The sequence below is a fragment of the Roseateles sp. GW835-FHT13E02 genome (genome assembly GCF_058794035.1).
This window is the reverse complement of the sequence record NZ_JBXAGJ010000006.1, coordinates 50,757-75,515: the sequence shown is the minus strand read 5'-3', so window position 1 is coordinate 75,515 and position 24,759 is coordinate 50,757. Positions and strand designations below refer to the sequence as shown.

The window sequence follows — 24,759 nt, the reverse complement described above, 5'->3', positions numbered from 1 at the left end:
CGCTGTGTCGGCCTGCGGCTAGGATGCGCGCCAGGAGTGAAGTCTCATCATGCGAATTGAAATCGAAGCCGGAGTTCGGCTGTTTGTCGACGTGCAAGGCCCTGGCCTCCTGCCTGATGGGCCGCGCATGCGCGAGCTGCCTACGCTGATCTGCATGCACGGTGGCCCGGGCTTTGACCACGCGGCTTTCAAGCCTGGCTTTGCTGCCTTGGCCGATGTGGCTCAAGTGATCTTCTATGACCACCGTGGCCATGGTCGCAGCGACCCGCGCCCGCCCGAGGAGTGGAACCTGGATACCTGGGCCGACGATGTGGTGCGGCTTTGTGACGCGCTGGGTTTGGTCAAGCCCATCGTGCTGGGGCAGAGCTTTGGCGGCTTTGTGGCACAACGTTATCTGGCTCGCCACCCAGCACATGCCGGCAAGGTCATCTTGTCCAGCACTTCGCATCACATGGGGCTGGAGCGCAAGCTGGCGGCGTTTGAGCGCCGCGGTGGCGCACACGCGAGGGCCTTGGCCGAGGACTTCTGGCTTCGGCCTTCGATGCAGACCTGGCATGCCTACTGGGATGGTGTGCGCAGCCTCTACAACACCCGTCCGCCGCTGGACCCTGACGCCGGCGCGAGAACCCTGATCAAGCCCGAGATTCTTTTGCACTTCGTGGCGGGTGAAAAGCAGCAGATGCAACTGCTGCCCGGCCTGGCCTCGGCGCAATGCCCGGTGCTGGTGATGTGCGGTGATCAGGATCCTGTGTGTCCGCCCGAAGATGCGCAGGAGATTGCTGGCGCTGTGCCTGCGGGCTTGGGTGAGCTGGTGACTTTTGCTGGCGTCGGTCATGGTGCCTGGCGTGACGACCCGGACGCAGCCTATGCTGTCTTGCGTCGATTCATTACGCAGCCACTGTGACTTGGGGCCGATGCCCCCGTTCGATCAGGCGCTGAACAGCGCGGCCAGTTCCCGTTCCACCAAACTCGCGTCGCCGAGGTTCATCTCGATCAGGCGGCGCAGATGGGTGATGCTCTCAATATCGATGCTGCGGCAGAGCATGCCGGCGCGGTCGTCATGCATATGGGCCAACTCGCCGGCCATGGAGATGGTGGTTTCGCCGTCGGCCAAGGTGATCTTGAGCAGGCAGGGCGTGCCCACATTCGCGCCGCTTCCTGATGGCAAGAGCAGCAGCGCACCTTTGAGGGAGAGGTCCAGCACCTGAGCTTGCAGGGCGGTCTGCGTGGTGATGAGTTCGGCTTTGACGTCGAAAGCGACGCGGGCGAACTGGCGGCGTTCGGTGTTGATGGCAGTCTCCCAAAGTCGCAAAGCGTGGGCGCTCGAGGCGCTCAATGGATGCTAGCAGAGGGGGCAGCCCGCAGGCGCATGGAAAAAGGCCTCGAAACAGCCGCCTGATTCTCTCGGGGCGATGCTGCACTTGAGGCGTGCAGAGGCCCTCAGCCGCTCCAGGGTTCGCAGATGGTGCTGAGCTCCACAGCCTTGCGCAGGCGCGCAGGCACCACCGATTCCAAGCCCATGGATTCCAGCGTGTACCAGGCTGCGCGCAAATAGGCAGCAGTGGATTGCCGAGCTTCACCCATCGGCAGGCCACGCGGCTCCGCGTGATCCAGCGCCCGGCCCTCGGACTGGCGGCTTTGCATATGGCTGCGTGGCTCGATCACCGGTGCCCGGTAGCGCAGGGCGATGCGCGCCAGCAAGGTCTGCACCTCGTCGCTGTGGGCATGGGGCCCCAGCAATTTGGCCAGATCGCCCAGCACTTCCTCCGCAGCGGCTGCCAACAGGCGCGCCGCATGGTCGCTGCCCCCTGCCAGATAGAGGGCGGCGGCCAGGTCGGCGTATTCCAGGGCCAGCGCCAGCTTGGGCAGGTCGGGGTTCGAACTCATGGTGTAAGAAGATGCAGCAGCGCAGGCTGTTTCAGCGCCGCACAGTGTAGGCTGCGTGCGAGTGGCTACGAAGACAGTTTCACGTGCAGGCCTTCACGCAGCGCACGTGTGTGCTGATCAATCCTGCTGCAGATGGGTTTGAACTTGCAAGGAGGTGCCCCATGGGCGAACACATGATGGACCCGGATCGGCGCTCGCAATTGCGCCGCTTGGGCGGCTTGCTTGGAGCCGCCGCCTCGCTGAGCACGCTGGCTGCGCACAACGCACTCGCGGCACCGGCGACCGAGGATGAATCCAACAGCTACGACGAGGATTCGATTCTCAAGGCTGCGACCGATTTCTTCGGCAGCACCACCGAAGGTCTGGCCCGCGTGATCGAAAAGGCCTTCAAGGAGCAGGGCCGGCCCAACGCATACGTCAAGGGCGAGGAAGTCAGTGCCGCGCTCAGCATTGGTCTTCGCTACGGTGAGGGACGTTTGCAGATGAAAACAGGCGCCAGTGCCCCGGTGTTCTGGGCCGGGCCTTCGATCGGCTTCGACGCCGGCGCGAATGCCTCCAAGGTATTCACCCTGGTCTACCACCTGCCCAAGGCCTCGGCCATCTACCAGCGCTTTCCAGGTGTGGATGGCAGTCTGTACTACGTGGGCGGCGCCGGCATCAACTACCAGCGCTTGAAGGGCATCACCTTGGCGCCCATCCGTCTTGGCGTGGGCATGCGGGCCGGCGCCAGCGTTGGCTATGTCCATTACCGGCGCGAGAAGAGCATCAATCCCTTCTGAGTTCCGGTCCATGCCCTGGCGGTTTGCAGATCCAGGCGAGGTGCCGAACCATTTTCATGCCGGGTTTTGGGGTTTTGATCCTTGTTTTCCTGGCCGTCGTCCCACAGCGCTTGGCGGCTGCTGACGCGACTTCTACGCTGACTCCCAGATCACGAGTTCGGGCCTGTGCCGGCCTCAAGGGCTTGTGACACCTCTGACCTCAGAACGGAGTCCTCATGAAGAAGTCCACATCTCTTTCGGCAGCGCTCATAGCCGCGGTGACCTTGAGTCTGAATTTGGGTATTGCGCATGCTCAATCACAGTTGCAGCGCGTGGCTGTCATCGGCCCGGCTGCCGGTGATTTGAGCTTGCCGCCCCTGGGGGATGCCTGCCCCGGCTTTGCGCAAGTCTTGGATGATCAGCTCAGCTGGGTGGCTGAGCAAGAGGGTCGTGAATCGGTGGTGACCGTGGCTTTCAAACTGGAAGGCGCGGAACCGATCGACCTGCATGTGCAGGGCGGAGGGCTCAAGTACCGCCAAGCGGTTCGACGTGCCATGAATTTCATCAACTGTGTGCCTGGCGTGGCTCAAGGTGGCGCTTACAAGTTGCTGGTGAGCTTCAATGCCCGAACTGCCCAGCCTCACGCCGCCTTGCCGGCCCATGTGCTGGCTGCTCACGGTTCAGGGCGCTGAAAAGGTGGGCGCCGGAGCTTGCGCCTGCTCGCTTGAAACTCAGGCCTGAGGCCTCAGGGCAGCCAGATCTCGAACCGGGTTCCACGCTGGCGTTGTGCCGCGTCGCGTGGCTTCAACACGACTCGGCCCTGGCGTTCGCCGAGCTGATGAGCGCGGGCAACGGCCGTGCAGAGCTCCAAGCCCAGGCCCGTGGATGAGCGGGCGGCAGGGTCTTTGGCGTCCAGACCCAAACCGTCATCCTCGACGGCCAGCACCAGGAAGCCATCCTCAAGCTGGGCGCTCAGGCGCACTTCGCTGCGCGCGAATCGCCAGGCGTTGTGCAGGGCCGCTTCCAGGGCCAGGCGCACCAAGCGTGGGTCGAAGTACCAGAAGGCAGGCGCAGCTGTGCAGTCATCCAGGCTCAGCGGAGCGCCGTCCGGGCGTGAGTCCACGCGCAGCATCTGCTGGAGGAATTCCCGCGGCGACTCATCCTCCATTTGCGCCGTGAGCCTGGCATGAGGGGTGGCGTAAACCGTCAGATACGCTATCAGGCGTTGGCGCAGCTGGGCGCAGTGCAAATGGGCGCGGTGGGCAGCCTCGGCCTCAGGCGCTTCAACCAGCAGGCTCAGTTCAGCCTCCAGCACGCCAAGCTGGTTCTTGAGGTCATGGACCAGCAAGGCCAGCAGCTCGCGATTCATGCGCCAGCGCGGCCAGCCGGTGCCGCAGTCGCGCTGATGCTGAAGGGCGAATTGCCCTGCAAGGCGGCCAAAGTCTCCCGCAAGTAGCGGCGCATCTGAGCCACGCGATCGTTGCCGGGCATCAGCTTTTCCAGCCGGGCCAGATAGTCGCGCACTTGGTTGAGACGGTTGTCGTCGAGCTTCTTCTTCAAGCGCAGCGCCATGCAGTTCATCTGCGCGCATTCGAGTAGCACGGTGGTGTTCTCGGGGTACTCGGCCAGCTCCGCCTCGATGGCCTGCAGCGCTTCATCGAGCTGCCCGGCGCGCAGCAGCATCTTGGCCTCGTGCAAACGGGTCTTGAGGCCCTTGCTGGCGGCATGGACCACGCCCTCGATCTGGTCCTTGTGGCCGGTGTCGTTCAAGGCCTTGCAGGCCAGTTGCTGGATGCGGCTGTTTTCATGGTCGGCGCTGACCGCCTGGTTGATCAGCTTCAGCCCCGTTTCGATCTGGCCCGTCAGCAAGGCGGCGCGTGCCAGGGTGACGGTGGCGAAATCGGCCTTGCCGGTCATGGGCGCTTGTGCCAGGGCCTGCTCGGCTTCGCGGGCGGCTTTCTCGCTCTCGCCTTGCAGGGCATGGGCTTGCGCGCGCAGGGCCAGGGCCACGGCTTCGAATTCGGGCTCCTGGGCGCCGCGGGTGGCTCGGGTGGCGCTGTCGGCGATCAATTCCAGCGCTTCCTTGGTTTCGCCCAGGTCGATCTGGGTCTGGGCCAGGGACAGCAGATCCTGTGCCTGCGCCGTGATCGCGCCCTGGCTGAACTTGATGGCTTTTTGCAGGCTGGCCTTGGCGGTGGCGAGATCACCGTTGCGGTAGGCGCTCTCGGCCAGCTGGCGCTGGCGCCGTGCCGAAGGCACGACCTGGGCGCTCTTTTTCATCATCTGCATGGCGGCACCGTGGTCGCCCAGGGCTTCCAGGGCTTGGGCGGCGATGTCGTAGGCGGCCAGGTTCTTGTCGCCCTCGGGTGAGCTGAGGATGGCCTGGGCCAGGCGTTTGGCCTCCTCGAACTTGCCAGCCGCTTTTTGTGCTCGGGCCAGGCCGATCTGGGCCCACATCAGGCCGGCGCGCAGATCCAGCGCACCCTGGTAGACCTGGCGCGCTTCATCGGCATTGCCCAGGTCCAGCAAGGTCTGTCCCTTGATCTGCAGGGCATGCATGAACCAGCGGTCTTTCTTGGCCAGCAAGGCGTCGCAGGCGAGCAGGGCGGCGGGCAGGTCGTTCTTGCTCAGGGCCTTGTTGATGTCGAGCAGGGCGTGGCGTTTGTCGAGCTGGCTTTTGAGCCGGTCTTCGATGTCCCCGGCGGTGATGGGCTTGAGCAGGTAGGCGTCGGGCATGTGCTCGCTGGCGGACGCCACCGAGTTGTAGTTGCTCTCGGCCGTGATCATGAAGAACAAGGTGTCTTGCGCCAGCAGCCGACCTTCACGCAGGAACTCGAACAGCTGCTGGCCGTCGGTTTTGTGGTTGAGGTTGTAGTCGCACAGGATCAGGCCGTAGTGCTTGGCGCGCACCATGCGCAGGGCGTCTTCGGCCGAGCCTGCGGCATCGATCTTGCCGATGCCCAGCATGCCCAGCTGGCCGCGCAGCGTGGTCTGCTGGGTGGCCATATCGTCCACGACCAGGGCTTCAATCTTGGAGTACGGGGTATCGACGCGCATAAGCTCCCTTGTGCACATGGCAACGCGGTCGCTGGGCTGGTGTCGCTCGGCTTGCGTTGCAAGCCTGAGCGAACAGCGCCCAGTGTTTGATGGCAAGCTTACAGGAGCTCGGCGGCGCTGAGGCGTGGAGTTGAGGTGGGATCTCGGGCCGAAACTAAAGCCCGGTGGTGAGCCCAGGCGCGGCGGGGCGCGCTTCAGGCGTAGACGTTGAGCCGGGTGCCCAGCGAGCCCGAGGTGGCCAGGGCCGGCTGGGCTGGCAGTGCGTCCAGCAGGTGCCGGGCGCCCTGCGCTTGCTGGTCGATGGCTTTTTTCAGCACCAGTATCTGCGCGCTTGACTGCACGCTGCCGGGCGCGGCGGAGCCGGCGTTGTGGACCAGGGCGGTGTTGGCGAGTTCCATGTGGGGCTCCTTGGCGCGGCTGCTGCTGCTTCCGCAGTTGTCGGCCGCCCCGGCCTGGAACTTGAGAGCGGATCAGCCGGTGTTGCGCAAACCCGCGGCGATGCCGTTGATCGACAGATGGATGCCGCGCTGGACGCGTTCCATGCTGGGGTCGCTGGCGCGGCTTTCCAGAGGCACCGCGCGGTAGCGGCGCAGCAGCTCTACCTGCAAGTGGTTGAGCGGGTCGATGTAGGGGAAGCGGTGGCTGATCGATCGCGCCAGGGCCGGGTTGCCGGCCAGTCGCTCGCGCTCGCCCGTGATCAAGCTCAGCGCGAGGCTGGTGCGCTCGAACTCGGCCTTGACCGCGGCGCAGATCTTTTTGCCCAGACGCTTGTCCTCGACCAGGTCGACATAGCGCTCGGCAATCGCCAGATCGGTCTTGGCCAGCACCATGTCCAGGTTGGACAGCAGGGTGCGGAAGAAAGGCCATTGCTTGAACATGCGCTTGAGCAAGCCCAGGTTCTTGGCATGCTGCTCGCTCCCCTCGGGGCCGAGGAACTCGAGCACGGCCGAGCCGAAGCCGCACCAGCCGGGCAGGGCGACCCGGCTCTGGCCCCAGCTGAAGCCCCAGGGGATGGCGCGCAGGTCTTCGATGGCCCGGGTGGGCTTGCGCGAGGCTGGGCGCGAGCCGATATTGAGCTCGGCAATCTCGCGGATGGGCGTGGCGGCGAAGAAATACTCGGCAAAGCCGGGCGTGTCGTAGACCAGGCCGCGGTAGGTGCCGAAGCTCAGGTCCGACAGCGCTTGCGCGGCCTCCAGGAAGCTCTTGGGCGCACTCTTGGTCGGGTGCAGCAGGGTGGCTTCCAGCGTGGCGGCCACCAGGGTTTCCAGATTGCGCCGGCCGATCTCGGGGTTGGCGTATTTGGAGGCGATCACTTCGCCCTGCTCGGTCAGGCGGATCTGGCCGTTCACCGTGCCCGGGGGCTGGGCCAGGATGGCCTGATAGCTCGGGCCGCCGCCGCGGCCCACGGTGCCGCCGCGGCCGTGGAACAGGCGCAGGGTGATGCCGCGGGCCTCGGGCAGGGTGGCGAACATCTCGACCAGGGCGATTTCGGCGCGGTAGAGCTCCCAGCTGCTGGTGAACACGCCGCCGTCCTTGTTGGAGTCGGAATAGCCCAGCATGATGTCCTGCTCACCGCCGCTGCGCTTGAGCAGGGCCGAGATGCCGGGCAGGGCGTAGAACTCGGCCATGATGAGCGGCGCCTCGCGCAGATCGCCAATGGTCTCGAACAGCGGCGAGACGATCAGGTCGCTGACGGCCTCGCCATCTAAAGTCCCGCGCAGCAGGCCGACTTCCTTGAGCAGCAGCAGCACTTCCAGCAGGTCGCTGACCGACTCGGTGTGGCTGATGATGTAGTGGCGCAGCGCCTCGCGGCCGAAGCGCTGCAGGCTTTCCAGCGCCGCCTCGAAGATGGCCAGCTCGCCCACCGTCTTCTCGCTGTACTGGGCGCCGTGCACGCGCAGTGGCCGGGCGTCTTGCAACAGGCGCAGCAGCAGGGCGCGGCGTCCGGCTTCGTCCAGGGCGCTGTAATCGGTCTCGACGCGGGCGGTGCTCAGCAGCTCGGCGATCACGGCCTCGTGCTGGTCCGAGCTCTGGCGCAGGTCCAGCGTGGCCAGGTGGAAACCGAACACGCGCACGGCGCGCATCAGGGGTTTGAGGCGCGGCGCGATCAGGGCGCCGGCATGGTGGCTGCGCAGCGAGCGCTCGATCACTTGCAGATCTGCCAGCAGCTCGTCCGGGCTGGCGTAGGGCGCTTGCGGGGCCACGGCGTGGCGCAGGGCCTCGGTGCCAGTCAGCTGCTGCAGGGTGGCGGCGGCGCGCGCGTACATGCCGGTCAGGGCGCGGCGGTAGGGCTCGTCCATGCGGTGCTCGTTGCGGTCCGGGCTGCGTTCGGCCAGGGCCTGCATTTCGGGCGTGACCTGGGCCAGCCGGGCCGAGATGGACAGCTCCGCGCCCAGCTCATGCAGCTCGGTCAGGTAGTGGCGCAGCGCCACCTCGCTCTGGCGCGAGAGCGCATGGCGCAAGGTGGTGGCGGTGACATTGGGGTTGCCGTCGCGGTCGCCGCCGATCCAGTGGCCCATGCGCAGAAAGCTGTTGAACTCATGGCCGGGCAGGGCTTCCTCCAGTTCGGCATAGAGCTTGGGGATCTGGCGCAGGAAAGTGGCCTGGTAGTAGGACAGGGCGTTCTCGATCTCGTCGGCCACGGTCAGCTTGCTGTAGCGCAGCATGCGGGTCTGCCAGAGCTGGGTCACGCGGGCGCGGATCAAGGCCTCGTTGTCGCGGCGCTCGCGCTCGCTGTGCAGGCTGTCGCGCTGCTCCACCAGCTGGGCCACGGCGCGCTCGGCGTCGAGGATGCTCTTGCGCTGCACCTCGGTCGGGTGGGCGGTCAGCACCGGCGAGATGAAGCCATGCTGCAAGGTCTTGGCGATCTCGGCCGGGCGCACGCCGGCCTCGTGCAGGCGCTCCAGGGCAAAGGCCAGCGAGCCCTCGGCCATGCTGCCGGCGCGCTCGTGCACCTCGCGGCGGCGCACATGGTGGCGGTCCTCGGCGATATTGGCCAGGTGCGAGAAATAGCTGAAGGCACGGATCACGCTGACCGTCTGCTCGCCCGACAGGCTCTTGAGCAGCTTGTCAAAGCTCTTGCCCGCGGCGGCATCGTGCTTGTGGCGGAAAGCCACCGAGAGCTGGCGGATGCGCTCGACCAACTCGTAGGCCTCGCGGCCCTCCTGTTCGCGGATCACCTCGCCCAGAATCCGGCCCAGCAGGCGGATGTCGTCCATCAGCGGCTGGTTTTTGTCGGCGGCCTGGCGGCTGTTGGTGGGGGCCGGAGGGGCGGACTTGGCGCGACGCGGGGCGGCTTTCGAGGAGGCGGGCATGGCGGGGCTCGGCTGGACAGGGGTGATGTAACAAGGTTACGTTAATCCAACTCTAGCAGTTTCTTCGGCTCGTCAATTTCGGCTGAGTTACAACAGCCGCCTGCTAGCATGCCGGCCATGAAAGAAACCATCGTCATCGCCACGCGCGAAAGCCGTCTGGCCCTCTGGCAGGCCGAGCATGTCAAGGCGCTGCTGGAGCGCAGCCTGCATCTGAATGTCGAGCTGCTGGGCATGACCACCCGCGGCGATCAGATCCTCGACCGCACCCTGTCCAAGGTCGGTGGCAAGGGCTTGTTCGTGAAAGAGCTTGAAACCGCGCTGGAAGAGGGTCGTGCCCATCTGGCCGTGCATTCGCTCAAGGACGTGCCCATGGAGCTGCCTGAGGGCTTCGCCCTGGCTGCCATCCTGGAGCGCGAAGACCCGCGCGATGCCCTGGTGTCCAACCGTTATGCCTCGCTGGCCGAACTGCCGCAGGGCGCCTTGGTCGGTACCTCCAGCCTGCGCCGCGTCGCCCAGCTCAAGGCTTTGCGCCCCGATCTGCGCATCGAACCGCTGCGCGGCAATCTCGACACCCGATTGCGCAAGCTCGACGACGGCGGCTACGACGCCATCGTCCTGGCCGCGGCCGGCCTCAAGCGCCTGGGCCTGGCGGATCGCATCCGCAGCCATTTCAGCGTCGAGGAGATGATTCCTTGCGCCGGCCAAGGCGCCCTGGGCATCGAGCTGCGTGCCGATGCGGCAGAACTCAACGCTCAGCTGTCTACCTTGATCGACCGCCCGACCTGGCTGGCTACGCAGACCGAACGCGCCGTCTCGCGCAGCCTCGGCGGCAGCTGCAGCATGCCGCTTGCAGCCCATGCGCGCTGGCAGGGCGAGCAGTTGCTGGTGGCCGTGGCCCTGGGTCATGCCGAGTCGCCCGAGCGGCCTTTGCTGAAGGCGCAGCTGCAAGCCGCGGTGCGCAGTGATGCCGAAGCCGTGGCCTTGGGCGAGCAGGCCGCTCAGGCCCTGCGTGATCTGGGCGCGGCGGACTATCTGCCCGCAGCCTGACTCGCTCGCCGCCATGGCGTCGCCCGAAACGGCCGCTTTGCAATTGATCCTGACCCGGCCGCAGCAGCAGGCCGGCGACTGGCTGCAGCGTTTGCAAGCGCAGGGCGTGCCGGCGCGCAGCTTTCCGTTGCTGGCCATCAGCCCCGCGGCGCCCGAGCAGGCGCAAGCGGCCTGGGCGGCCTTGCCACGGGCGCGGCTGGCCTTCTTCGTCAGCCCCAATGCGGTCGAGGGCTTTTTTGCGCAAGCACCGGCGGGCTTTGAATGGCCCGCGGCCTGTCTGGCCGCCTGTGTCGGGCCCGGCAGCGCGCGCGCCTTGCAGGCGGCCGGCGTGCCAGCGTCCCTCATCATCCAGCCGCCGGCGGATGCGCCCAGCCTCGACTCCGAGCACTTGTGGCCCCAGCTCAGCGGCATGGATTGGCAGGGCCAGGCGGTGCTGATGCTGCGCGGCGAGGGAGGGCGCGACTGGCTGGCCGAGCGCTTGCGCGAGCGCGGCGCGGCGCCGGTTGAATTCTTCAGCGTCTACCGGCGGGGCTGTCCGCAGCTGGATGCGGCGCAGCAGCAGGAGCTGGCCGATCTGCTCGAGCAGCCGCAGCGCATGCTCTGGCTGTTCAGCAGCGGCGAGGCGGTCGGACACCTGCACAGTCTGGCGCCGGCCGGGGTGGACTGGTCTCGTCAGCGCTGCCTGGCCACCCATGCCCGTATTGCCGAGCGCGCGCGCGCCGAGGGCTGGGGGCATGTGGTTTTGACGCGACCCGACGCGGCCGCCGTGGCCCAAGCCTTCGGTGCGGTGCAGGCCGACGCCTACAATCATTTTCACTGTGAGTGATGCCCAAACCCCCCCTCTCGACGCCACGACGGGCGCTGCTGCGCCCGCCAGCGATGCGCCCGGCGCGAGCCTGAATTCCGCGACTTCCGTTCCCGCTGCCGCGCTGCCCGCCGCCTTGCCGAGCTGGGTGCCGGTGACCTTGCTGCTGCTCGGCGTCGCCTCGCTGGCCGGCGTCGGCCTGGCTTGGCAAGGCCTGAGCCGCCAGCAGGCGCTGGAGCAAGAGCTGGTGCGCCGCCAGGAGCTGGTGCAGGCCGAGGCCAGCGAGGCCCGTGCCGCTTCGCGCCAGTCACAAGACCTGACCCGTGATACGGCCGCCAAGGTGGCGCTGCTCGATGCCCGCCTGGCCGAGGTGGCCTTGCAGCGCGGGCAGCTGGAAGAGTTGATCCAGTCCATGTCCCGCTCGCGCGATGAGAATGTGATCGGCGACATCGAAGCCTCCATCCGCGTGGCCCTGCAGCAGGCTGCCGTGACCGGCAGCGTCGAGCCCTTGGTGGCCACGCTCAAGCAGGCCGACGAGCGCCTGCTGCGCTACAAGCAACCACGCATGGAAGGCGTGCGCCGCGCCGTGGCGCGCGATCTGGACCGCGTCAAGGCCATCAGCGTGGTCGATGTGTCCACCCTGACCATCAAGCTCGACGAGGTGGTGCGACTGCTCGACGAACTGCCCCTGCTGGCGGTGGCCGAGCGTGGCGGCGAGCCGGCGACGGCGCCGGGCCGTTCTGGCAAGCCGAGCGGAGCCAGCGCCAAGGCGCAAGACGGCAAGGCCGATGCGGCACCGGGCGAGGACGACGGCGCGCTGTCGGTTTGGTGGTGGCGAGCCAAGACCCGACTGGCCGAGATGGCGGGCCTGGTCTGGGGTGAGACCCGCACCCTGGTTCGCGTCACCCGCATCGACCATCCCGAGGCGGTGCTGCTGGCGCCCGAGCAGGCGTTTTTCCTGCGCGAGAACCTCAAGCTGCGCCTGCTCAATGCCCGCCTGGCCTTGCTCAGTCGCCAGTTCGACACCGCGCAGGCCGATCTGCGTGACAGCCAGGACGTGCTGAACCATTACTTCGACGCCCGCTCCCGCAAGGTCAGCTCGGCCATCGATTTGGTGCGCCAGGTCGCCGGTCAGGCGCGCCAGGTCAGCGTGCCGCGCCCCGATGACACCCTGGCTGCTTTGGCGGCTGCTGCGGCGGGCCGCTGATTGCCCGGAGCAGGGCCGCGGTCGACTCCCAACTTCAAAAAAGAACGAAAGCAAAGGTTCGGTTCATGCGTACCGTGGTGTGGTTGGTCCTCTTGTTCACCGTGGCGGTGGTGGCCGCGCTGGCCTTGGGCCAGAACGATGGGCTGGCCAGCTTCTACTGGAATGGCTGGCGCCTGGATGTGTCCTTGAACCTGTTCCTGCTGGCCTTGGTCGGCACCTGCTTCGCCTTGGTCACCGCCATCCAGACCATCGGCGCCTTGACCAGCCTGCCGCGCCGTGCGCACGAGTGGCGTCTGGCCCAGCGCGAGCGCGGCGCCCAGCTGGCCTTGCGCGATGCGCTGGCCGAGTTCTTCGGCGCTCGTTACGGACGCGCCCAGAAAGCCGCCCAGCGTGCGCTCAGCATCCATGCCCAGACGCCCGAGTTGCAGCAGGACGAGGGCTTTCTGGCCCTTGGCCATCTGCTCTCGGCCAGCAGTGCCCACCGGCTGCAGGACAAGCGCCGCCGTGATGAGCAGCTGCAGCTGGCGCTGGATGCCGCCAAGCGCTCGCCGCAAGGCCGTGCGCAGGAGGAGGGCGCCCGTTTGCTGGCTGCCGAATGGGCCCTGGACGACCGTGATGCGCCGCGTGCGCTGAGCCTGCTGGCTGAGCTTTCCCCGGGCGTGGCACGACGCACTCAGGCCCTGCGGCTGAAGCTGCAGGCCAGCCGTCTGGCCAAGCAGCCGCTGGAGGCGCTGCGCACCGCACGCCTGCTGGCCAAGCACCAGGGCTTCTCCAAGGTTGCCGCCCAGGGCCTGCTGCGCTCACTGGCCTTCGAGGCGCTGGATGCCGCCCGAGATGCCGACCAGCTTCGCTCTGTCTGGCAGCAGCTGGACAGCGCCGACCGCCGCGATGTGTTTGTGGCTGCGCGCGCGGCACAGCGGGCGGGTGCGCTCGGCGTGCCAGACGATGGCCGCGGTTGGCTGCGGCCTTTCTGGGATGATGTGGCCGAGCTGGGTGCGGACGAGCGCGCGACGCTGGCCGAAGCCTTGGTCCTGGTCTTGCCCGGCCTGGGCCCTGAATGGTTGCAGCGCCTGGAGACGGCGGTGCAGCGCTTCCCGCGCGATCGGGCCTTCAGCTATGCCCTGGGCCACGCGCTGGCCGAGCGCCAGCTTTGGGGCAAGGCGCGCTTGATCCTGGAGCAGGTGGCCGATGAATCCAGTCTGGGCACGGCCGCGCGCCGCCGCAGCTGGCTGGTGCTGGCCCATCTGGCCGAGCAGGACGGCGATCTGGACCGCCGCGCGCGCTGCCACGAGGCCGCCGCCACGCTGGTTTGAGTCAAAAAATTGAAAAGTCTTCCCAAGTCCAAATAAAGCATGCTATAGTGCAAGGCTTCGCGGCTGTAGCTCAGTTGGATAGAGTACTTGGCTACGAACCAAGGGGTCGTGGGTTCGAATCCTGCCAGCCGCACCAACAATAAGAAAAGAAAAGGTCAGCGAGTAATTGCTGACCTTTTTAATTTAGGTTTGATCTCGGATTGAGTTTCAAACGCCTTGAATGTTCTTCGGACGAGGTGGTTGGAGTTTGAAACGAGGTGCTCCCGAGTTAGGGTTTTCAGCTCGAATGACGGGGCGCGAGATACATCCGTGGCAACACGGATGAGGGTATTGAGAGTTAAGGCGAAGTTTTGAAGCAGCGCCTTGGCTTTGAAGTTTGACCCCTCGTTTTGCTGGCGTTTGAAAATCAGCTTCGGCGAAGTTTTCAAAAAGTTTGCAAAAATATTGTTCGGTACCAAAATACCGTGCTATAGTAGAGGGCTTGGAGCGGCTGTAGCTCAGTTGGATAGAGTACTTGGCTACGAACCAAGGGGTCGTGGGTTCGAATCCTGCCAGCCGCACCAAACTAACAAAATGTCGCACGAAGCGTCCGTAAGGAAATTCGATGCCGACGCAAACAAGCCTCAGTGAGAAATCGCTGGGGCTTTTTTGTTTTGGACTCAGCTGGACGCGCCAGTCGCATCGTATGAGTGGCACTCAAGTCTCGCGCGCAGTCCGCGCGGTGTGAAGCTCGGTCAATATCTCTTCCGTGTGCTCGCCCACATGTGGCCCGGCATCGGGTGTCCGCAAGCGGCTGCGTGAAAAGCGCGGGGCCGGGGAAGGCAGCCAATGCCCGTCGATGCGCACATGGTTGCTCCGAGCCTTTGCCTGCGCATGCGTGGCCGCCTCGTCCAGGCTGAGCACGGGCGCCACGCAGCAATCCAGATCGGCCAGGTCCTGCTCCCACTGGGCCCGGCTGCGCGTCTTGATCCGCTCGGCCACGCGGGCGCGCAGGGCGGGCCAGTGTTCGGTGTTCATGTGCTGGGCCGGGTCGACGTCGTGAAGGCCCAAACCCTGGAGCAAGCGCGTGTAGAACTGCGGCTCGATGGCGCCCAGGCTCAGGTGGCCGCCATCGGCGCATTCAAAACAGTCGTAAAAGGGCGAGCTGTGCAGAAAGAAGTTGTTGGCGGGACGCTCGCTCCACTGACCCTCGCTGCGCAGGGCTGAAACCAGGCCGCCGAGCAGGCCCAGACCCTCAAGAATGGCCGCGTCGATCACCTGCCCGCGGCCCGAGCGCTGGGCCTCCAGCAAGGCGCTCAGCAGGCCAAGGGCCAGCAGCATCGCCCCGCCGCCCATATCGCCGAGCAAGCTGGCTGGCGCACTCGGCGCCTGCCCCGGCCTGGAGGCGATGGAGAGCGCGCCACTCAAGGCCAGGTAGTTGATGTCGTGACCAGCGCACTGGGCCAGCGGCCCGGTCTGGCCCCAGCCGGTCACCCGGCCGTAGACCAGGCGTGGGTGTGTGGCCTCAAACACCTCCGGCCCCAAGCCCAGGCGCTCCATCACCCCGGGGCGGAAGCCCTCGATCAGGGCATCCGCCCTGTGGATCAGTTCCAGCGCCGTCCGCTGCCCGGCATCGCTTTTCAAATCGAGCACGATGGAGCGCTTGCCGCGATTCAGTGCACGCGCGTTGCCGATGCTGCGTGAGCCTGCGCTGGTGGGTCGATCGATCACGATCACGTCGGCGCCCAGGTCGGCCAGCAGCATGCCGCACAGGGGCGCAGGGCCGAGCCCGGCCAGCTCGATCACGCGAATGCCCTGCAAAGGGCCGGAGGCTGACGGGGCCGGTGTCGTCCTGCTCTTGTTGTCGTACTCGCTGCTGCGTTCGCTCATCTGCAGACCTTCTCTTCGGTTGGCAAAGCTTGCAGAGACAATACACGCATGAGCAAGGCATTCACCAAGGAAAGTGACGCGGATGACGACGAGGACCTGGCGCTGCCGGCCTTGCCGCAGGGGGCGCGCAACTACATGACGCCGCAGGGTTATGCCCGCATGCGGGCTGAGTTCATGACGCTGCTCGATGTCGAGCGGCCCAAGATCGTCGAGATCGTGTCCTGGGCGGCCAAGAACGGCGATCGCAGCGAGAACGGCGACTACCTCTACGGCAAGAAGCGATTGCGCGAGATCGATCGGCGCCTGCGCTTCCTCAACAAGCGCCTGGACCTGGCCGAGGTGGCCGACCCCAGCCTGCACCACGGCAACGAGCAGATCTTTTTCGGCGCCACCGTCACCTACGCCACCGCCAAAGGTGAGGAGCGCACCATCACCATCAAGGGCATCGATGAATCCGACAGCCTGGCTGGCGAGGTCTCCTGGGTGTCGCCGATTGCCCGTGTGCTCTTGAAGGCGCGGGTCGGCGATGAGCTGCAGCTGATGACGCCGGGTGGCGTCGAGCAGATCGAGGTGCTGGAGGTCAGCTACCCGAAGCCGGAGTCGTCAAAGGCTTGATGCTTAGGGCTTGACGCGCCAGACCCGCAGCACGGCCGGCGAGCGTTTGAGCGTGCGCAGCACATCGGCCAGGTGCAGGCGGTCGCGCACCGAGAGGATGAGGTTCATCTCCGCGGTTTCGCGCTGCTGCATCTCGTCGCTCATCATGATGTGGGTGATGTCGGCCTCCGCCGCGCTGACGGCCGAGGCCACTTGCGCCAGCACGCCCTTGCCGTTCTTCAGCAGCAGGGACACGGCGGCCTCGAAGGGGCGGGTCAGCTCTTCGGCCCAGTTGACGGCGATCCAATGCTCGGCATCGCGCTGGAACAGCTTGCGGCCGACCTGGCATTCGGCCGTGTGCACCAGCAGGCCTTCGCCGCGGCCCAGATAACCCTTGATTTCATCGCCGGGAATCGGGCGGCAGCAGGCCGCCAGGCGCACCGAGGCGCCCTCGCTGCCGTCCAGCGTGACCTGGCCTTGCGAGGGGCCATCGTCCGCCGTGAAGCGGCCGATGCTGAGCATGACGGCATCGGGCCGCTGGCCTTGCTCGGCCAGCATGCGGGCCAGCTTCTTGGCCACGATGGTGGCGATCTTTCGGCCCAGGCCGATCTCGACGAGCAGCTCGTCGGCATGGCGGTTGCCGGCCCAACGGGCCAGCTGCTGCCAGAGTTGGGCGGCGTCGTCATCCTCGTCGTTCAGGCTGGGCAGGCTCAGGCCTTCGGCACGCAGTGCCTGGGCCAGCATCTTCTCGCCCAGATCGCGGCTTTCTTCCTGCTCCAGGTTCTTGAGGAAGTGGCGGATCTTGGAGCGCGCGCGGCCGGTGCGAACAAAGCTGAGCCAGGCCGGATTGGGGCGGGCGCCGGCGGCGGTGACGATCTCCACCACATCGCCGCTGCGCAGCTCGGCCCGCAGGGGCACGGGTTCACCGTTGATCTGTGCGGCCACGCAATGGTCGCCCACATCGGAGTGGATGGCGTAAGCAAAGTCCACCGGCGTCGCGCCCTTGGGCAGGGCCATGATGCGGCTCTTGGGCGTGAAGACGTAGACCGCATCGGGGAACAGGTCGATCTTGACGTGTTCCAGGAACTCGTTGGCGTCGCGGGTCTCGTCCTGGATGTCGATCAGGGACTGCAGCCAGCGCGAGCCCAGTTGCTGCGCGCTCTCGGCGCTGGTGCCGCTGGGGTTGCCGCCTTTTTTGTAGAGCCAGTGCGCGGCCACGCCTTTTTCCGCCACCATGTGCATGGCCTCGGTGCGGATCTGGAACTCCACCGGCGTGCCGAGCGGGCTGACCAAGGTGGTGTGCAGGCTCTGGTAGCCGTTGGGCTTGGGGATGGCGATGTAGTCCTTGAAACGGCCTGGTTGAGGCTTGTAGAGCTGGTGCAGCACGCCCAGGGACAAATAGCATTGCGGCAGCTCGTCCACCACGACACGGAATCCGAAGATGTCGCTGACCTGGGCAAAGCTCAGGTGCTTCTCGCGCATCTTTTTGTAGATGGAGTAGATGGCCTTCTCGCGGCCGTGGATCTGCACCGGGTGGGCGCCATCGGCAAAGGCCTTGATGACATCGCGCTCAATGCGCGACACCAGATCGCGGCGGTTGCCGCGGGCCTTGGTGATGGCCTTGGACAGGGCGGCATGCCGCCAGGGATGGATGTGCTGGAAGGACAGGTCCTGCAGTTCGCGGTAGATCTCATTCAGACCCAGGCGGTGGGCGATGGGCGCGTAGATGTCCAGGGTTTCGCGCGCGATGCGGCGGCGCTTGGGCGCGGCCATGGCCTCCATGGTGCGCATATTGTGCAGACGGTCGGCCAGCTTGATCAGGATCACGCGCACATCGCGCGCCATGGCCAGCAGCATCTTGCGGAAGGACTCGGCCTGGGACTCTTCCTTGGTCGAGAACTGCAGCTTGTCCAGCTTGGTCAGGCCGTCCACCAGCTCGGCTGTGGGGGCCTCGAAGCGCTCGATCAGCTCGGTCTTGGTGACGCCACAGTCTTCCATGGCGTCGTGCATCAGGGCGGCCATGATGGCCTGGGCGTCCAGGCGCCACTCGGCACAGATGCCGGCCACCGCAATCGGATGGGTGATGTAGGGCTCGCCGCTGGCCCGGAACTGGCCCAGATGTGCCTCATCGGCGAATTTGTAGGCTTCGCGGATGCGCTTGATGTCGCCCTTGGGCAGATAGCCCAGGTGCTGAACCAGGGCGTCAAACGACGCCGCCTCGGCAGCCGTTGGCTCGGGGGCGGGGCGCAGGCCCGACAGACCGCTCAGGGCGGCAGGCAGGCGGGAGACGGCAAATGATCGAAAACCCATGGCCCGAATTTAACCGATGAATTTGCGTGCCATCTGCGCCAGCGCACAAGACCGTGCCATTCGGCATCCTTGAGCGCTCGCGCAGGCGTCAGAAACGACAACGGGCGCCCGAAGGCGCCCGTGTGTGCAATCAAATGCAGCGAGAAGCTGGAATCAGACCGGCACCTTGCGCAGCATTTCGATGCCGACTTCGCCGGCGGCGATTTCGCGCAGGGCGGTGATGCCGGGCTTGTTCTTGCTGTCGACCTTGGGGGTGTGGCCTTGGCTCAGCATGCGGGCGCGGTAGGTTGCAGCGAGCACCAGCTGGAAGCGGTTGGGGATCTTGGTCAGGCAGTCTTCGACGGTGATGCGGGCCATGTGTGGATTCCAGTTCAGGTGTTCAGGAGGATCGGTTTCTGAGGCCTGGTGCCGTGCACCAGGGCTTCAGGGCAGATCGAGCGCTTTGAAAACGGCAGAGCGATTTCGGCGCTGAGCTGCGTATTTTAACCGCTGCGCGTGGACGATGGACTTCAGATCGAAAACGGCCGTGTCAAACACCGCGTTCACGACCACGAAATCGAAGTTCTGCGCTTGCGCCACTTCGACACGGGCATTGGCCATGCGCTTGGCAATGACCTCGGGCGCGGTGTCACCGCGGCGGTTCAGGCGCTGCTGCAGCTCGTCCCAGCTCGGAGGCAGGATGAAGATCAGCACGGCGTAGGGAAACAGCTGCTTGATCTGCAGCGCGCCCTGGAAATCGATCTCGAGCACCACGTCGTCGCCATGCGCCATGCGCGCCTCGATGGCGGCCCGTGAGGTGCCGTAGAGGTTGCCATGCACCTCGGCCCATTCGAAGAAATCGCCACGCGCCGCCATGGCACGGAATTCTTCTTCGCTGGTGAACCAGTATTCGCGGCCGTGCTGTTCCTGGCCGCGCGGAGCGCGCGAGGTGTGGGAGATGGAGACGTCGAGCTTGGCGTCGAGCTCCAGCAAGGCCTTGACCAGGCTGGATTTGCCGGCGCCGCTGGGGGCGGCGACGACGAAGAGGTTGCCGGGGTATTCCATGGATCGGATGCGGTCGTGTGAGGTGGGGCAGCGGCGCTGGTGGGGAGGGGGCTGTGGGGCAGAAGGAGGGCCGGGCCGGCTTATTCGATGTTCTGCACCTGCTCGCGCAGCTGCTCGACCGCGACCTTCATCTCCACCGAGATATTGGTCAGCTCCAGGGCGGCCGCCTTGGAGCCTAGGGTGTTGGCCTCACGGTGCAGCTCCTGGATCAGGAAGTCCAGGCGCTTGCCGATTTCGCCGCCCTTTTTGAGCAGGCGGGCGATTTCTTCCAGGTGGGCGCGCAGGCGGGCCAGTTCCTCGGCCACATCGATGCGGATGGCGTAGGCCGCCGCCTCGTTGAGGGCGCGCTCGCGCAGGTTTTCTTCCGGGATGGTCTGGGCCGCGCCGGTGCTGGCGAGTGCCTCCTGCCAGCGCTCGAGGAAGCGCTGCTGCTGGCGCTGCACGATGGCCGGCAGCATGGGCTCGGCGGCATCGGCCAGGGCGCGCAGATGCTCAATGCGCTCCATCAGGATGGCGACCAGCTTTTCGCCTTCGCGTTCACGCGCTTCGAGCAGGCCGCTCACGCATTGGCGTGCGGCTTCGAGCGCGGCTTCGTCCAATTTTTCGGGGGCGGAGCCGCCGCCCTTGCACCAGATCAGGGCCTCGTGGACGGTCAAGGGCTGGGCCTTGGGCAGCCAGTTCTGCACCGTGCCCTCCAGGCGAGCCAGCTTGTTGAGCTGGTCCGATTGAGGCTGCGGCCAGTTGCCCTCGCTCTCGCGCTGGGTGTTGATGCGCAGCTCGACCTTGCCGCGCTTGAGTTTGGCCGTCAGCAGCTCGCGCAGGGCGGGTTCCAGGCCTCTCAAATCCTCGGGCATGCGAAAGCCCAGGTCCAGAAATCGGCCGTTGACTGAACGCAGCTCGACCGTCACGTTGGCGCCGCTGGGGCTGGCAGCTGCCGAGGATGTGGCATTGGGGGACCCGGTGTTTTCACTGGGTGCGGTGGGTTGCGAGCTGACGCTGGCATATCCCGTCATGCTGTAGACTGGCATCTAGCGTTCGGTGTGGAATAAAACTCGATTATGTCAAAGCCGAAACCGGCGCCCTTGCCTGCGGGAACGGTGGTTGGGGGCTACCAGATCATCAAGAGGTTGGCAGCAGGCGGATTCGGCGTGGTGTACCTGGCCGAAGACCCGGAACGCCACCTCGTCGCCCTCAAGGAATATCTGCCCTCCAGCCTGGCTGAACGCTCGCCCGGCGAGTTGACGCCGCGCGTCAAACCCGAGAAGCAGCCGCTTTACCGCCTGGGCCTCAAGAGCTTTTTCGAAGAAGGCCGATCGCTCGCGCAGATCTCGCACCCGAGCGTGGTGTCGGTGCTGAACTTCCTGCGCGAGAACGAAACCGTCTACATGGTGATGAACTATCTGCAGGGCGACACCCTGCAGGACTTCATCGTCACCGCGCGCGATATGAAGCGCGACAAGGTGTTCCGCGAATCCACCATCCGCAGCCTCTTCGACGAGATCCTGCGCGGCCTGCGCATCGTGCATCAGCACAAGATGCTGCATCTGGACATCAAGCCAGCGAATATCTTCATCACCAACGAAAACAAGGCGGTGCTGCTGGACTTCGGCGCCGCGCGCGAGGTGCTGAGCAAGGAAGGCAATTTCATCCGTCCCATGTACACGCCCGGTTTTGCCGCGCCCGAGATGTACCGGCGAGATGGTGCCTTAGGTCCATGGACCGACATTTACGCCATCGGCGCTTGCATCTACGCCTGCATGCAGGGCTATCCGCCCAATGATGCGCCGCAGCGCCTGGAAAAAGATCGTCTGGCGCTCAGCCTCTCGCGCCTGCGCAATGTGTATTCCGACAACCTGATCGAAGTGACCGAGTGGTGCATGTCCCTGGATCCGCTCTCGCGTCCGCAAAGCGTGTTTTCGCTGCAAAAAGAGCTGGCGCGCGAGACCGAGCGCCGCTACACCAAGCTCAGCTTCAGCGAGCGTCTCAAGCTGCAACTGGAGAACCTGAAGACCGGAGCCAAAGCGTGAGGGGCCCAGCGTGAGGTTCAACACCTTCCAGGTGAGCCGCCGTGGCCGGCGGGAGAAGAACGAAGACCGCATGGGTTATTGCTACACCCGCGAGGCCGGTTTGTTCGCCCTGGCCGACGGTCTGGGTGGGCATCCCGAGGGCGAGGTGGCCGCACAGATGGCGCTGCAGACTTTGGCCGCCTTGTTCCAGCGCGACGCCAAGCCGGCGCTTGAAGACCCCGCCGCCTTCTTGCAGGATGCGGTCTTGATCGCGCACCAGCAATTGATCCGTTATGCCGCCGAGAAGGGCATGAGCGACACGCCGCGCACCACCATCGTGGCCTGCGTGCTGCAGGGGCGCCGGGCCTTCTGGGCCCATTGCGGTGATTCGCGTCTTTACATGGTGCGTGCCGGCAAGCTGATCGCCCGCACGCGCGACCATTCCTATCTGGAGCTGCAGAACGCGCTCGGCCGGGTGCCCCAGGACGGCGAGACCTTCAACCGCAATGTGCTCCTGACCTGCCTGGGCAGCCCTGGCAAGCCCATGATCGACACCCATGGCCCCATGCTGCTGGAGGTGGGGGACCGCCTGCTGCTGTGCTCGGACGGACTCTGGGGCACGGTGCCCGACGACTTCATCACCGAGCAGCTCTCGGCCAGCCCGGTGGCCGATGCGGTGCCCGATCTGGTGGAGCAGGCCCTGCGCAACGGCGGGCCGCGCTGCGACAATGTCACCGCGCTGGCGGTGGAATGGGAAGGCGAGGCCGATGCCGACGAGGGCCATACCGAGGCCGGCATTTCCACCCGCAGCCTGTCCGATGACGGCTTTGCCACCACCATCCAGGCTGCCGCCCAAGACGGGCGCGGCGGTGCGGATGAGCTGGACGAAGCCGAGATCGAGCGCTCCGTGCGTGAGATCAACGAAGCCATACGCCGCGCCAACGAGCGCCAGACCGGCGTACTCAAGAAATCCTGAAGGACCCCATCATGACTGAAGCCAGCCAGACTCTGCGCGCCAGCGGCCGCGCAGCGGACGCACTCCGCCCGGTGCGGATTACTCGCCATTACACCCGCCATGCAGAGGGCTCGGTGCTGATCGAGTTCGGCGGCACCAAGGTGCTCTGCACCGCCTCGGTGGAAGAAAAAGTGCCGCCGCACAAGCGCGGCTCGGGCGAGGGCTGGGTGACGGCCGAGTACGGCATGCTGCCGCGCGCCACCCACACCCGCAGCGACCGTGAAGCGGCCAAGGGCAAGCAAAGCGGCCGCACGCAGGAGATCCAGCGCCTGATCGGCCGCTCGTTGCGCTGCGTCTTCGATCTCAAGCTGCTGGGCGAGCGCACCATCGCGCTGGATTGCGATGTGATCCAGGCCGATGGCGGCACCCGCACCGCGGCCATCACCGGCGCCTACGTGGCGGCGGCCGATGCGGTCCGCTGGCTGCTGGCTCAGGGCAAGATCAGCGCCAGCCCGATCCGCCAGGCGGTGGCGGCCATCTCGGTGGGCATCGTCGAAGGCACGCCCTTGCTGGACCTGGAATACACCGAAGACTCGGCCTGCGACACCGACATGAATGTGGTGATGACAGCCGACGGCGGCTTTGTCGAGCTGCAAGGCACGGCCGAGGGCGTGGCCTTCAGCCGCGTCGAGATGAATGCGCTGCTGGATCTGGCTGAGAAGGGCATTGGCGAGCTGCTGGTGGCGCAGAAAGCAGCCTTGTCGTCATGAAGATTGTTCTGGCCTCCAACAACGCCAAAAAGCTGATCGAGCTGCAGGCCCTGTTCGAGCCCTTGGGGGTGGAACTGCTCACGCAAGGCTCGCTGGGCATCCCCGAAGCCGAGGAGCCTTTCGGCACCTTCGCCGAGAACGCCCTGGCCAAGGCCCGCCACGCGGCCGAGGCCAGCGGCCTGCCGGCCCTGGCCGATGATTCCGGCCTGGCCGTGGAGGCCCTCGGGGGCGCGCCTGGCGTGCTGTCGGCGCGTTATGCCACGCTCTTCGGTCAGCCCAAATCGGATGCCGACAACAACCGCGTGCTGCTGGAGCAACTGGCCGCCTTCCCGGCGCCCGAGCAACGCGGCGCGCGCTTTGTCTGTGCCCTGGTGGCCGTGCGCAGTGCCGCTGACCCCGAGCCCTTGATCGCCATGGGGCGTTGGCAGGGTCAGATCTTGACCGTCGCGCAGGGCGAGGCCGGCTTTGGCTATGACCCGCTGATGTTCATCCCGTCACTGGGGCGCAGCGTGGCCGACCTGAGCGCGGCCGAGAAGAATGTGCAGAGCCACCGGGCTTTGGCGGCCGTCCATCTGGCCGCGCAGCTGCGCGAGGTCTGGCATCTTGGCTGATGTCATTCGCCTGATGCGGCCGGGCACGCTGAGCCTGCCGGCGCTGCCGCCGCTGTCGCTCTACGTGCACCTGCCCTGGTGTCTGCGCAAATGTCCGTATTGCGATTTCAACAGCCATGAGTGGCGGGTGGACGGCGCCGCGCGCGAGCTGCCGGTGGACACCGCGCGCGCCTACCTGGCTGCGCTGCGCGCTGATCTGGAAGCCTCGCTGCCGCTGATCTGGGGTCGGCCCGTGGTCAGCATCTTCATCGGCGGCGGCACGCCCAGCCTGTTTCCCCCGGAGCAAATCGCCGAGCTGATCTCGGACCTGCGCGCCCGACTGCCGCTGGAGCCGGGCTGCGAGATCACGCTGGAGGCCAACCCGGGCACGTTTGAGCGCGACCGCTTCAAGGGCTTCCGAGAAGCCGGCGTCACGCGCCTGTCCATCGGCGTGCAGAGCTTTGACGATGCCAAGCTCAAAGCCCTGGGCCGGGTGCACAGCGGCGAGCAGGCGCGCGCTGCCATCACCGAGGCCGCCCAGGCCTTCGACACCTTCAACATCGACCTGATGTACGCGCTGCCGGGCCAGAGCCTGGCCGAGCTGGATCTGGAGCTGCGCACGGCACTCAGCTATGCGCCGCCGCATCTGTCGGTTTACCACCTGACCATCGAGCCCAACACCCGCTTCGCCAGCGCGCCGCCCGAGAACCTGCCCGACCCCGATCTGGCCAGCGAGATGCTGGACCTGATCACCGCCCGCACCGGCGCCGTGGGCATGGATCGTTATGAGGTGTCGGCCTACGCGCGCGCGGGGCACCGCTGCGCCCACAACCTGAACTACTGGCAGTTCGGCGATTACCTCGGCATCGGCGCTGGTGCGCACAGCAAAATTTCCTTTCCGCATCGCGTGCTACGCCAGGTGCGCTGGCGCGAACCGGCGGCTTATATGGCCAAGGCGGGCGAGGGCGCCGCGGTGTCGAACGAGAACGAGGTGGCGCGCAGCGAGCTGCCGTTCGAGTTCATGCTCAATGCCCTGCGTCTGCGCGAAGGCGTGGGCCTTCAGTCCTATCTGGAGCGCACCGGCCTGCCGCCCTCCAGCATCGCCCGGGCCATGGAGCAGGGGCGCCAGCGCGGCCTGCTGGAGGCCGATCTGGCGCGCATCGCGGCGACCGCCAAGGGCTTTGATTTCCTCAGCGACCTGCAGTCACTCTTCCTGGCTGACTGACTGACCGA

At 66.1% G+C, this 24,759-nt stretch carries 24 protein-coding genes and 2 tRNA genes; 15 read left to right on the top strand and 11 right to left on the bottom strand.

The window, feature by feature from the left end:
- The first annotated feature begins 49 nt into the window (after positions 1-49).
- Positions 50-904 (top strand): alpha/beta fold hydrolase, encoded by an 855-nt coding sequence (locus AC1Q6P_RS07720; protein WP_492663195.1) that lies wholly within the window; start codon positions 50-52, stop codon positions 902-904.
- 24 nt (positions 905-928) lie between these two features.
- Here the strand turns inward: AC1Q6P_RS07720 and AC1Q6P_RS07715 are convergent, their stop codons facing one another.
- Both AC1Q6P_RS07715 and AC1Q6P_RS07710 read right to left on the bottom strand, forming a co-directional pair.
- A complete protein-coding gene (locus AC1Q6P_RS07715) occupies positions 929-1,312 on the bottom strand; it encodes a PilZ domain-containing protein (protein WP_223696834.1) in 384 nt (127 codons plus the stop codon).
- A gap of 128 nt (positions 1,313-1,440) precedes the next feature.
- The gene (locus AC1Q6P_RS07710) at positions 1,441-1,887 is read right to left on the bottom strand and encodes a hypothetical protein (protein ID WP_102769943.1); all 447 of its coding nucleotides are present in this window, start codon (positions 1,885-1,887) and stop codon (positions 1,441-1,443) included.
- A 161-nt stretch (positions 1,888-2,048) separates the two neighbouring features.
- Between AC1Q6P_RS07710 and AC1Q6P_RS07705 the strand changes: the two genes are divergently transcribed.
- Both AC1Q6P_RS07705 and AC1Q6P_RS07700 read left to right on the top strand, forming a co-directional pair.
- Positions 2,049-2,666, top strand: coding sequence for a DUF1134 domain-containing protein (locus AC1Q6P_RS07705; RefSeq protein WP_223696833.1), 618 nt, complete (start codon positions 2,049-2,051; stop codon positions 2,664-2,666).
- A 263-nt stretch (positions 2,667-2,929) separates the two neighbouring features.
- Positions 2,930-3,337 carry a hypothetical protein gene (locus tag AC1Q6P_RS07700; protein ID WP_492703126.1) on the top strand — a complete coding sequence of 136 codons (408 nt, stop codon included), beginning with the start codon at positions 2,930-2,932 and terminating at the stop codon, positions 3,335-3,337.
- A 53-nt stretch (positions 3,338-3,390) separates the two neighbouring features.
- On the opposite strand, the gene AC1Q6P_RS07695 is transcribed toward AC1Q6P_RS07700, so the two are convergent.
- From AC1Q6P_RS07695 to ppc, 4 genes are all read right to left on the bottom strand, one after another.
- Positions 3,391-4,014 (bottom strand): sensor histidine kinase, encoded by a 624-nt coding sequence (locus AC1Q6P_RS07695; protein ID WP_492663197.1) that lies wholly within the window; start codon positions 4,012-4,014, stop codon positions 3,391-3,393.
- Positions 4,011-5,702 carry a response regulator gene (locus tag AC1Q6P_RS07690; RefSeq protein WP_492663198.1) on the bottom strand — a complete coding sequence of 564 codons (1,692 nt, stop codon included), beginning with the start codon at positions 5,700-5,702 and terminating at the stop codon, positions 4,011-4,013. The genes AC1Q6P_RS07695 and AC1Q6P_RS07690 overlap by 4 nt, the downstream gene beginning before the upstream one ends.
- Before the next feature lie 194 nt (positions 5,703-5,896).
- Positions 5,897-6,100 (bottom strand): putative motility protein, encoded by a 204-nt coding sequence (locus tag AC1Q6P_RS07685; RefSeq protein ID WP_492663199.1) that lies wholly within the window; start codon positions 6,098-6,100, stop codon positions 5,897-5,899.
- A gap of 72 nt (positions 6,101-6,172) precedes the next feature.
- Positions 6,173-9,016: a phosphoenolpyruvate carboxylase gene (ppc, locus tag AC1Q6P_RS07680; RefSeq protein ID WP_492663200.1), complete on the bottom strand. Its 2,844-nt coding sequence runs from the start codon at positions 9,014-9,016 to the stop codon at positions 6,173-6,175.
- Positions 9,017-9,124: 108 nt separating this feature from the next.
- Here ppc and hemC point away from each other — a divergent pair, with 108 nt between their 5' ends.
- The 6 genes from hemC (at position 9,125) to AC1Q6P_RS07650 (ending at position 13,951) form a co-directional block, all read left to right on the top strand.
- On the top strand, positions 9,125-10,063 hold the full coding sequence (gene hemC, locus AC1Q6P_RS07675; protein WP_492663201.1) for a hydroxymethylbilane synthase: 939 nt from the start codon (positions 9,125-9,127) through the stop codon (positions 10,061-10,063).
- Between the two features lie 13 nt (positions 10,064-10,076).
- Entirely contained in the window at positions 10,077-10,889 is an 813-nt protein-coding gene (locus tag AC1Q6P_RS07670; RefSeq protein WP_492663202.1) for a uroporphyrinogen-III synthase, read from the top strand.
- Positions 10,882-12,075: a uroporphyrinogen-III C-methyltransferase gene (locus AC1Q6P_RS07665; RefSeq protein WP_492663203.1), complete on the top strand. Its 1,194-nt coding sequence runs from the start codon at positions 10,882-10,884 to the stop codon at positions 12,073-12,075. Before AC1Q6P_RS07670 ends, AC1Q6P_RS07665 begins: the two co-directional genes overlap by 8 nt.
- A 65-nt stretch (positions 12,076-12,140) precedes the next feature.
- Positions 12,141-13,388 carry a heme biosynthesis HemY N-terminal domain-containing protein gene (locus AC1Q6P_RS07660; RefSeq protein ID WP_171828294.1) on the top strand — a complete coding sequence of 416 codons (1,248 nt, stop codon included), beginning with the start codon at positions 12,141-12,143 and terminating at the stop codon, positions 13,386-13,388.
- A gap of 59 nt (positions 13,389-13,447) precedes the next feature.
- Positions 13,448-13,524 (top strand) — tRNA-Arg (locus AC1Q6P_RS07655).
- 350 nt (positions 13,525-13,874) lie between these two features.
- A tRNA-Arg gene (locus AC1Q6P_RS07650) sits at positions 13,875-13,951 on the top strand.
- A 133-nt stretch (positions 13,952-14,084) separates the two neighbouring features.
- On the opposite strand, the gene AC1Q6P_RS07645 is transcribed toward AC1Q6P_RS07650, so the two are convergent.
- Entirely contained in the window at positions 14,085-15,257 is a 1,173-nt protein-coding gene (locus AC1Q6P_RS07645; RefSeq protein WP_492663204.1) for a CaiB/BaiF CoA transferase family protein, read from the bottom strand.
- A 48-nt stretch (positions 15,258-15,305) separates the two neighbouring features.
- Between AC1Q6P_RS07645 and greB the strand changes: the two genes are divergently transcribed.
- Positions 15,306-15,872, top strand: coding sequence for a transcription elongation factor GreB (gene greB / locus AC1Q6P_RS07640; RefSeq protein WP_171828292.1), 567 nt, complete (start codon positions 15,306-15,308; stop codon positions 15,870-15,872).
- Positions 15,873-15,875: 3 nt separating this feature from the next.
- On the opposite strand, the gene AC1Q6P_RS07635 is transcribed toward greB, so the two are convergent.
- From AC1Q6P_RS07635 to AC1Q6P_RS07620, 4 genes are all read right to left on the bottom strand, one after another.
- Positions 15,876-18,161, bottom strand: a complete 2,286-nt coding sequence (locus AC1Q6P_RS07635; RefSeq protein WP_492663205.1) for a RelA/SpoT family protein — start codon at positions 18,159-18,161, stop codon at positions 15,876-15,878.
- Between the two features lie 153 nt (positions 18,162-18,314).
- Positions 18,315-18,518 carry a DNA-directed RNA polymerase subunit omega gene (gene rpoZ, locus AC1Q6P_RS07630; RefSeq protein ID WP_102769954.1) on the bottom strand — a complete coding sequence of 68 codons (204 nt, stop codon included), beginning with the start codon at positions 18,516-18,518 and terminating at the stop codon, positions 18,315-18,317.
- 66 nt (positions 18,519-18,584) lie between these two features.
- Positions 18,585-19,205: a guanylate kinase gene (gmk, locus tag AC1Q6P_RS07625; protein ID WP_102769955.1), complete on the bottom strand. Its 621-nt coding sequence runs from the start codon at positions 19,203-19,205 to the stop codon at positions 18,585-18,587.
- A gap of 80 nt (positions 19,206-19,285) precedes the next feature.
- Positions 19,286-20,218 (bottom strand): YicC/YloC family endoribonuclease, encoded by a 933-nt coding sequence (locus tag AC1Q6P_RS07620; protein ID WP_492703123.1) that lies wholly within the window; start codon positions 20,216-20,218, stop codon positions 19,286-19,288.
- A 45-nt stretch (positions 20,219-20,263) separates the two neighbouring features.
- Here AC1Q6P_RS07620 and AC1Q6P_RS07615 point away from each other — a divergent pair, with 45 nt between their 5' ends.
- From AC1Q6P_RS07615 to hemW, 5 genes are read left to right on the top strand one after another with little or no spacing between them, the layout of a single operon-like run.
- Positions 20,264-21,232, top strand: coding sequence for a serine/threonine protein kinase (locus AC1Q6P_RS07615; protein WP_102769957.1), 969 nt, complete (start codon positions 20,264-20,266; stop codon positions 21,230-21,232).
- Between the two features lie 10 nt (positions 21,233-21,242).
- On the top strand, positions 21,243-22,187 hold the full coding sequence (locus AC1Q6P_RS07610) for a PP2C family protein-serine/threonine phosphatase (protein ID WP_102769958.1): 945 nt from the start codon (positions 21,243-21,245) through the stop codon (positions 22,185-22,187).
- Positions 22,188-22,198: 11 nt separating this feature from the next.
- Positions 22,199-22,936: a ribonuclease PH gene (gene rph / locus AC1Q6P_RS07605; RefSeq protein ID WP_492663207.1), complete on the top strand. Its 738-nt coding sequence runs from the start codon at positions 22,199-22,201 to the stop codon at positions 22,934-22,936.
- Entirely contained in the window at positions 22,933-23,547 is a 615-nt protein-coding gene (rdgB, locus tag AC1Q6P_RS07600) for an RdgB/HAM1 family non-canonical purine NTP pyrophosphatase (protein ID WP_492663208.1), read from the top strand. Before rph ends, rdgB begins: the two co-directional genes overlap by 4 nt.
- A 13-nt stretch (positions 23,548-23,560) precedes the next feature.
- Positions 23,561-24,751, top strand: a complete 1,191-nt coding sequence (gene hemW / locus AC1Q6P_RS07595) for a radical SAM family heme chaperone HemW (protein WP_492663246.1) — start codon at positions 23,561-23,563, stop codon at positions 24,749-24,751.
- Positions 24,752-24,759 lie beyond the last annotated feature (8 nt).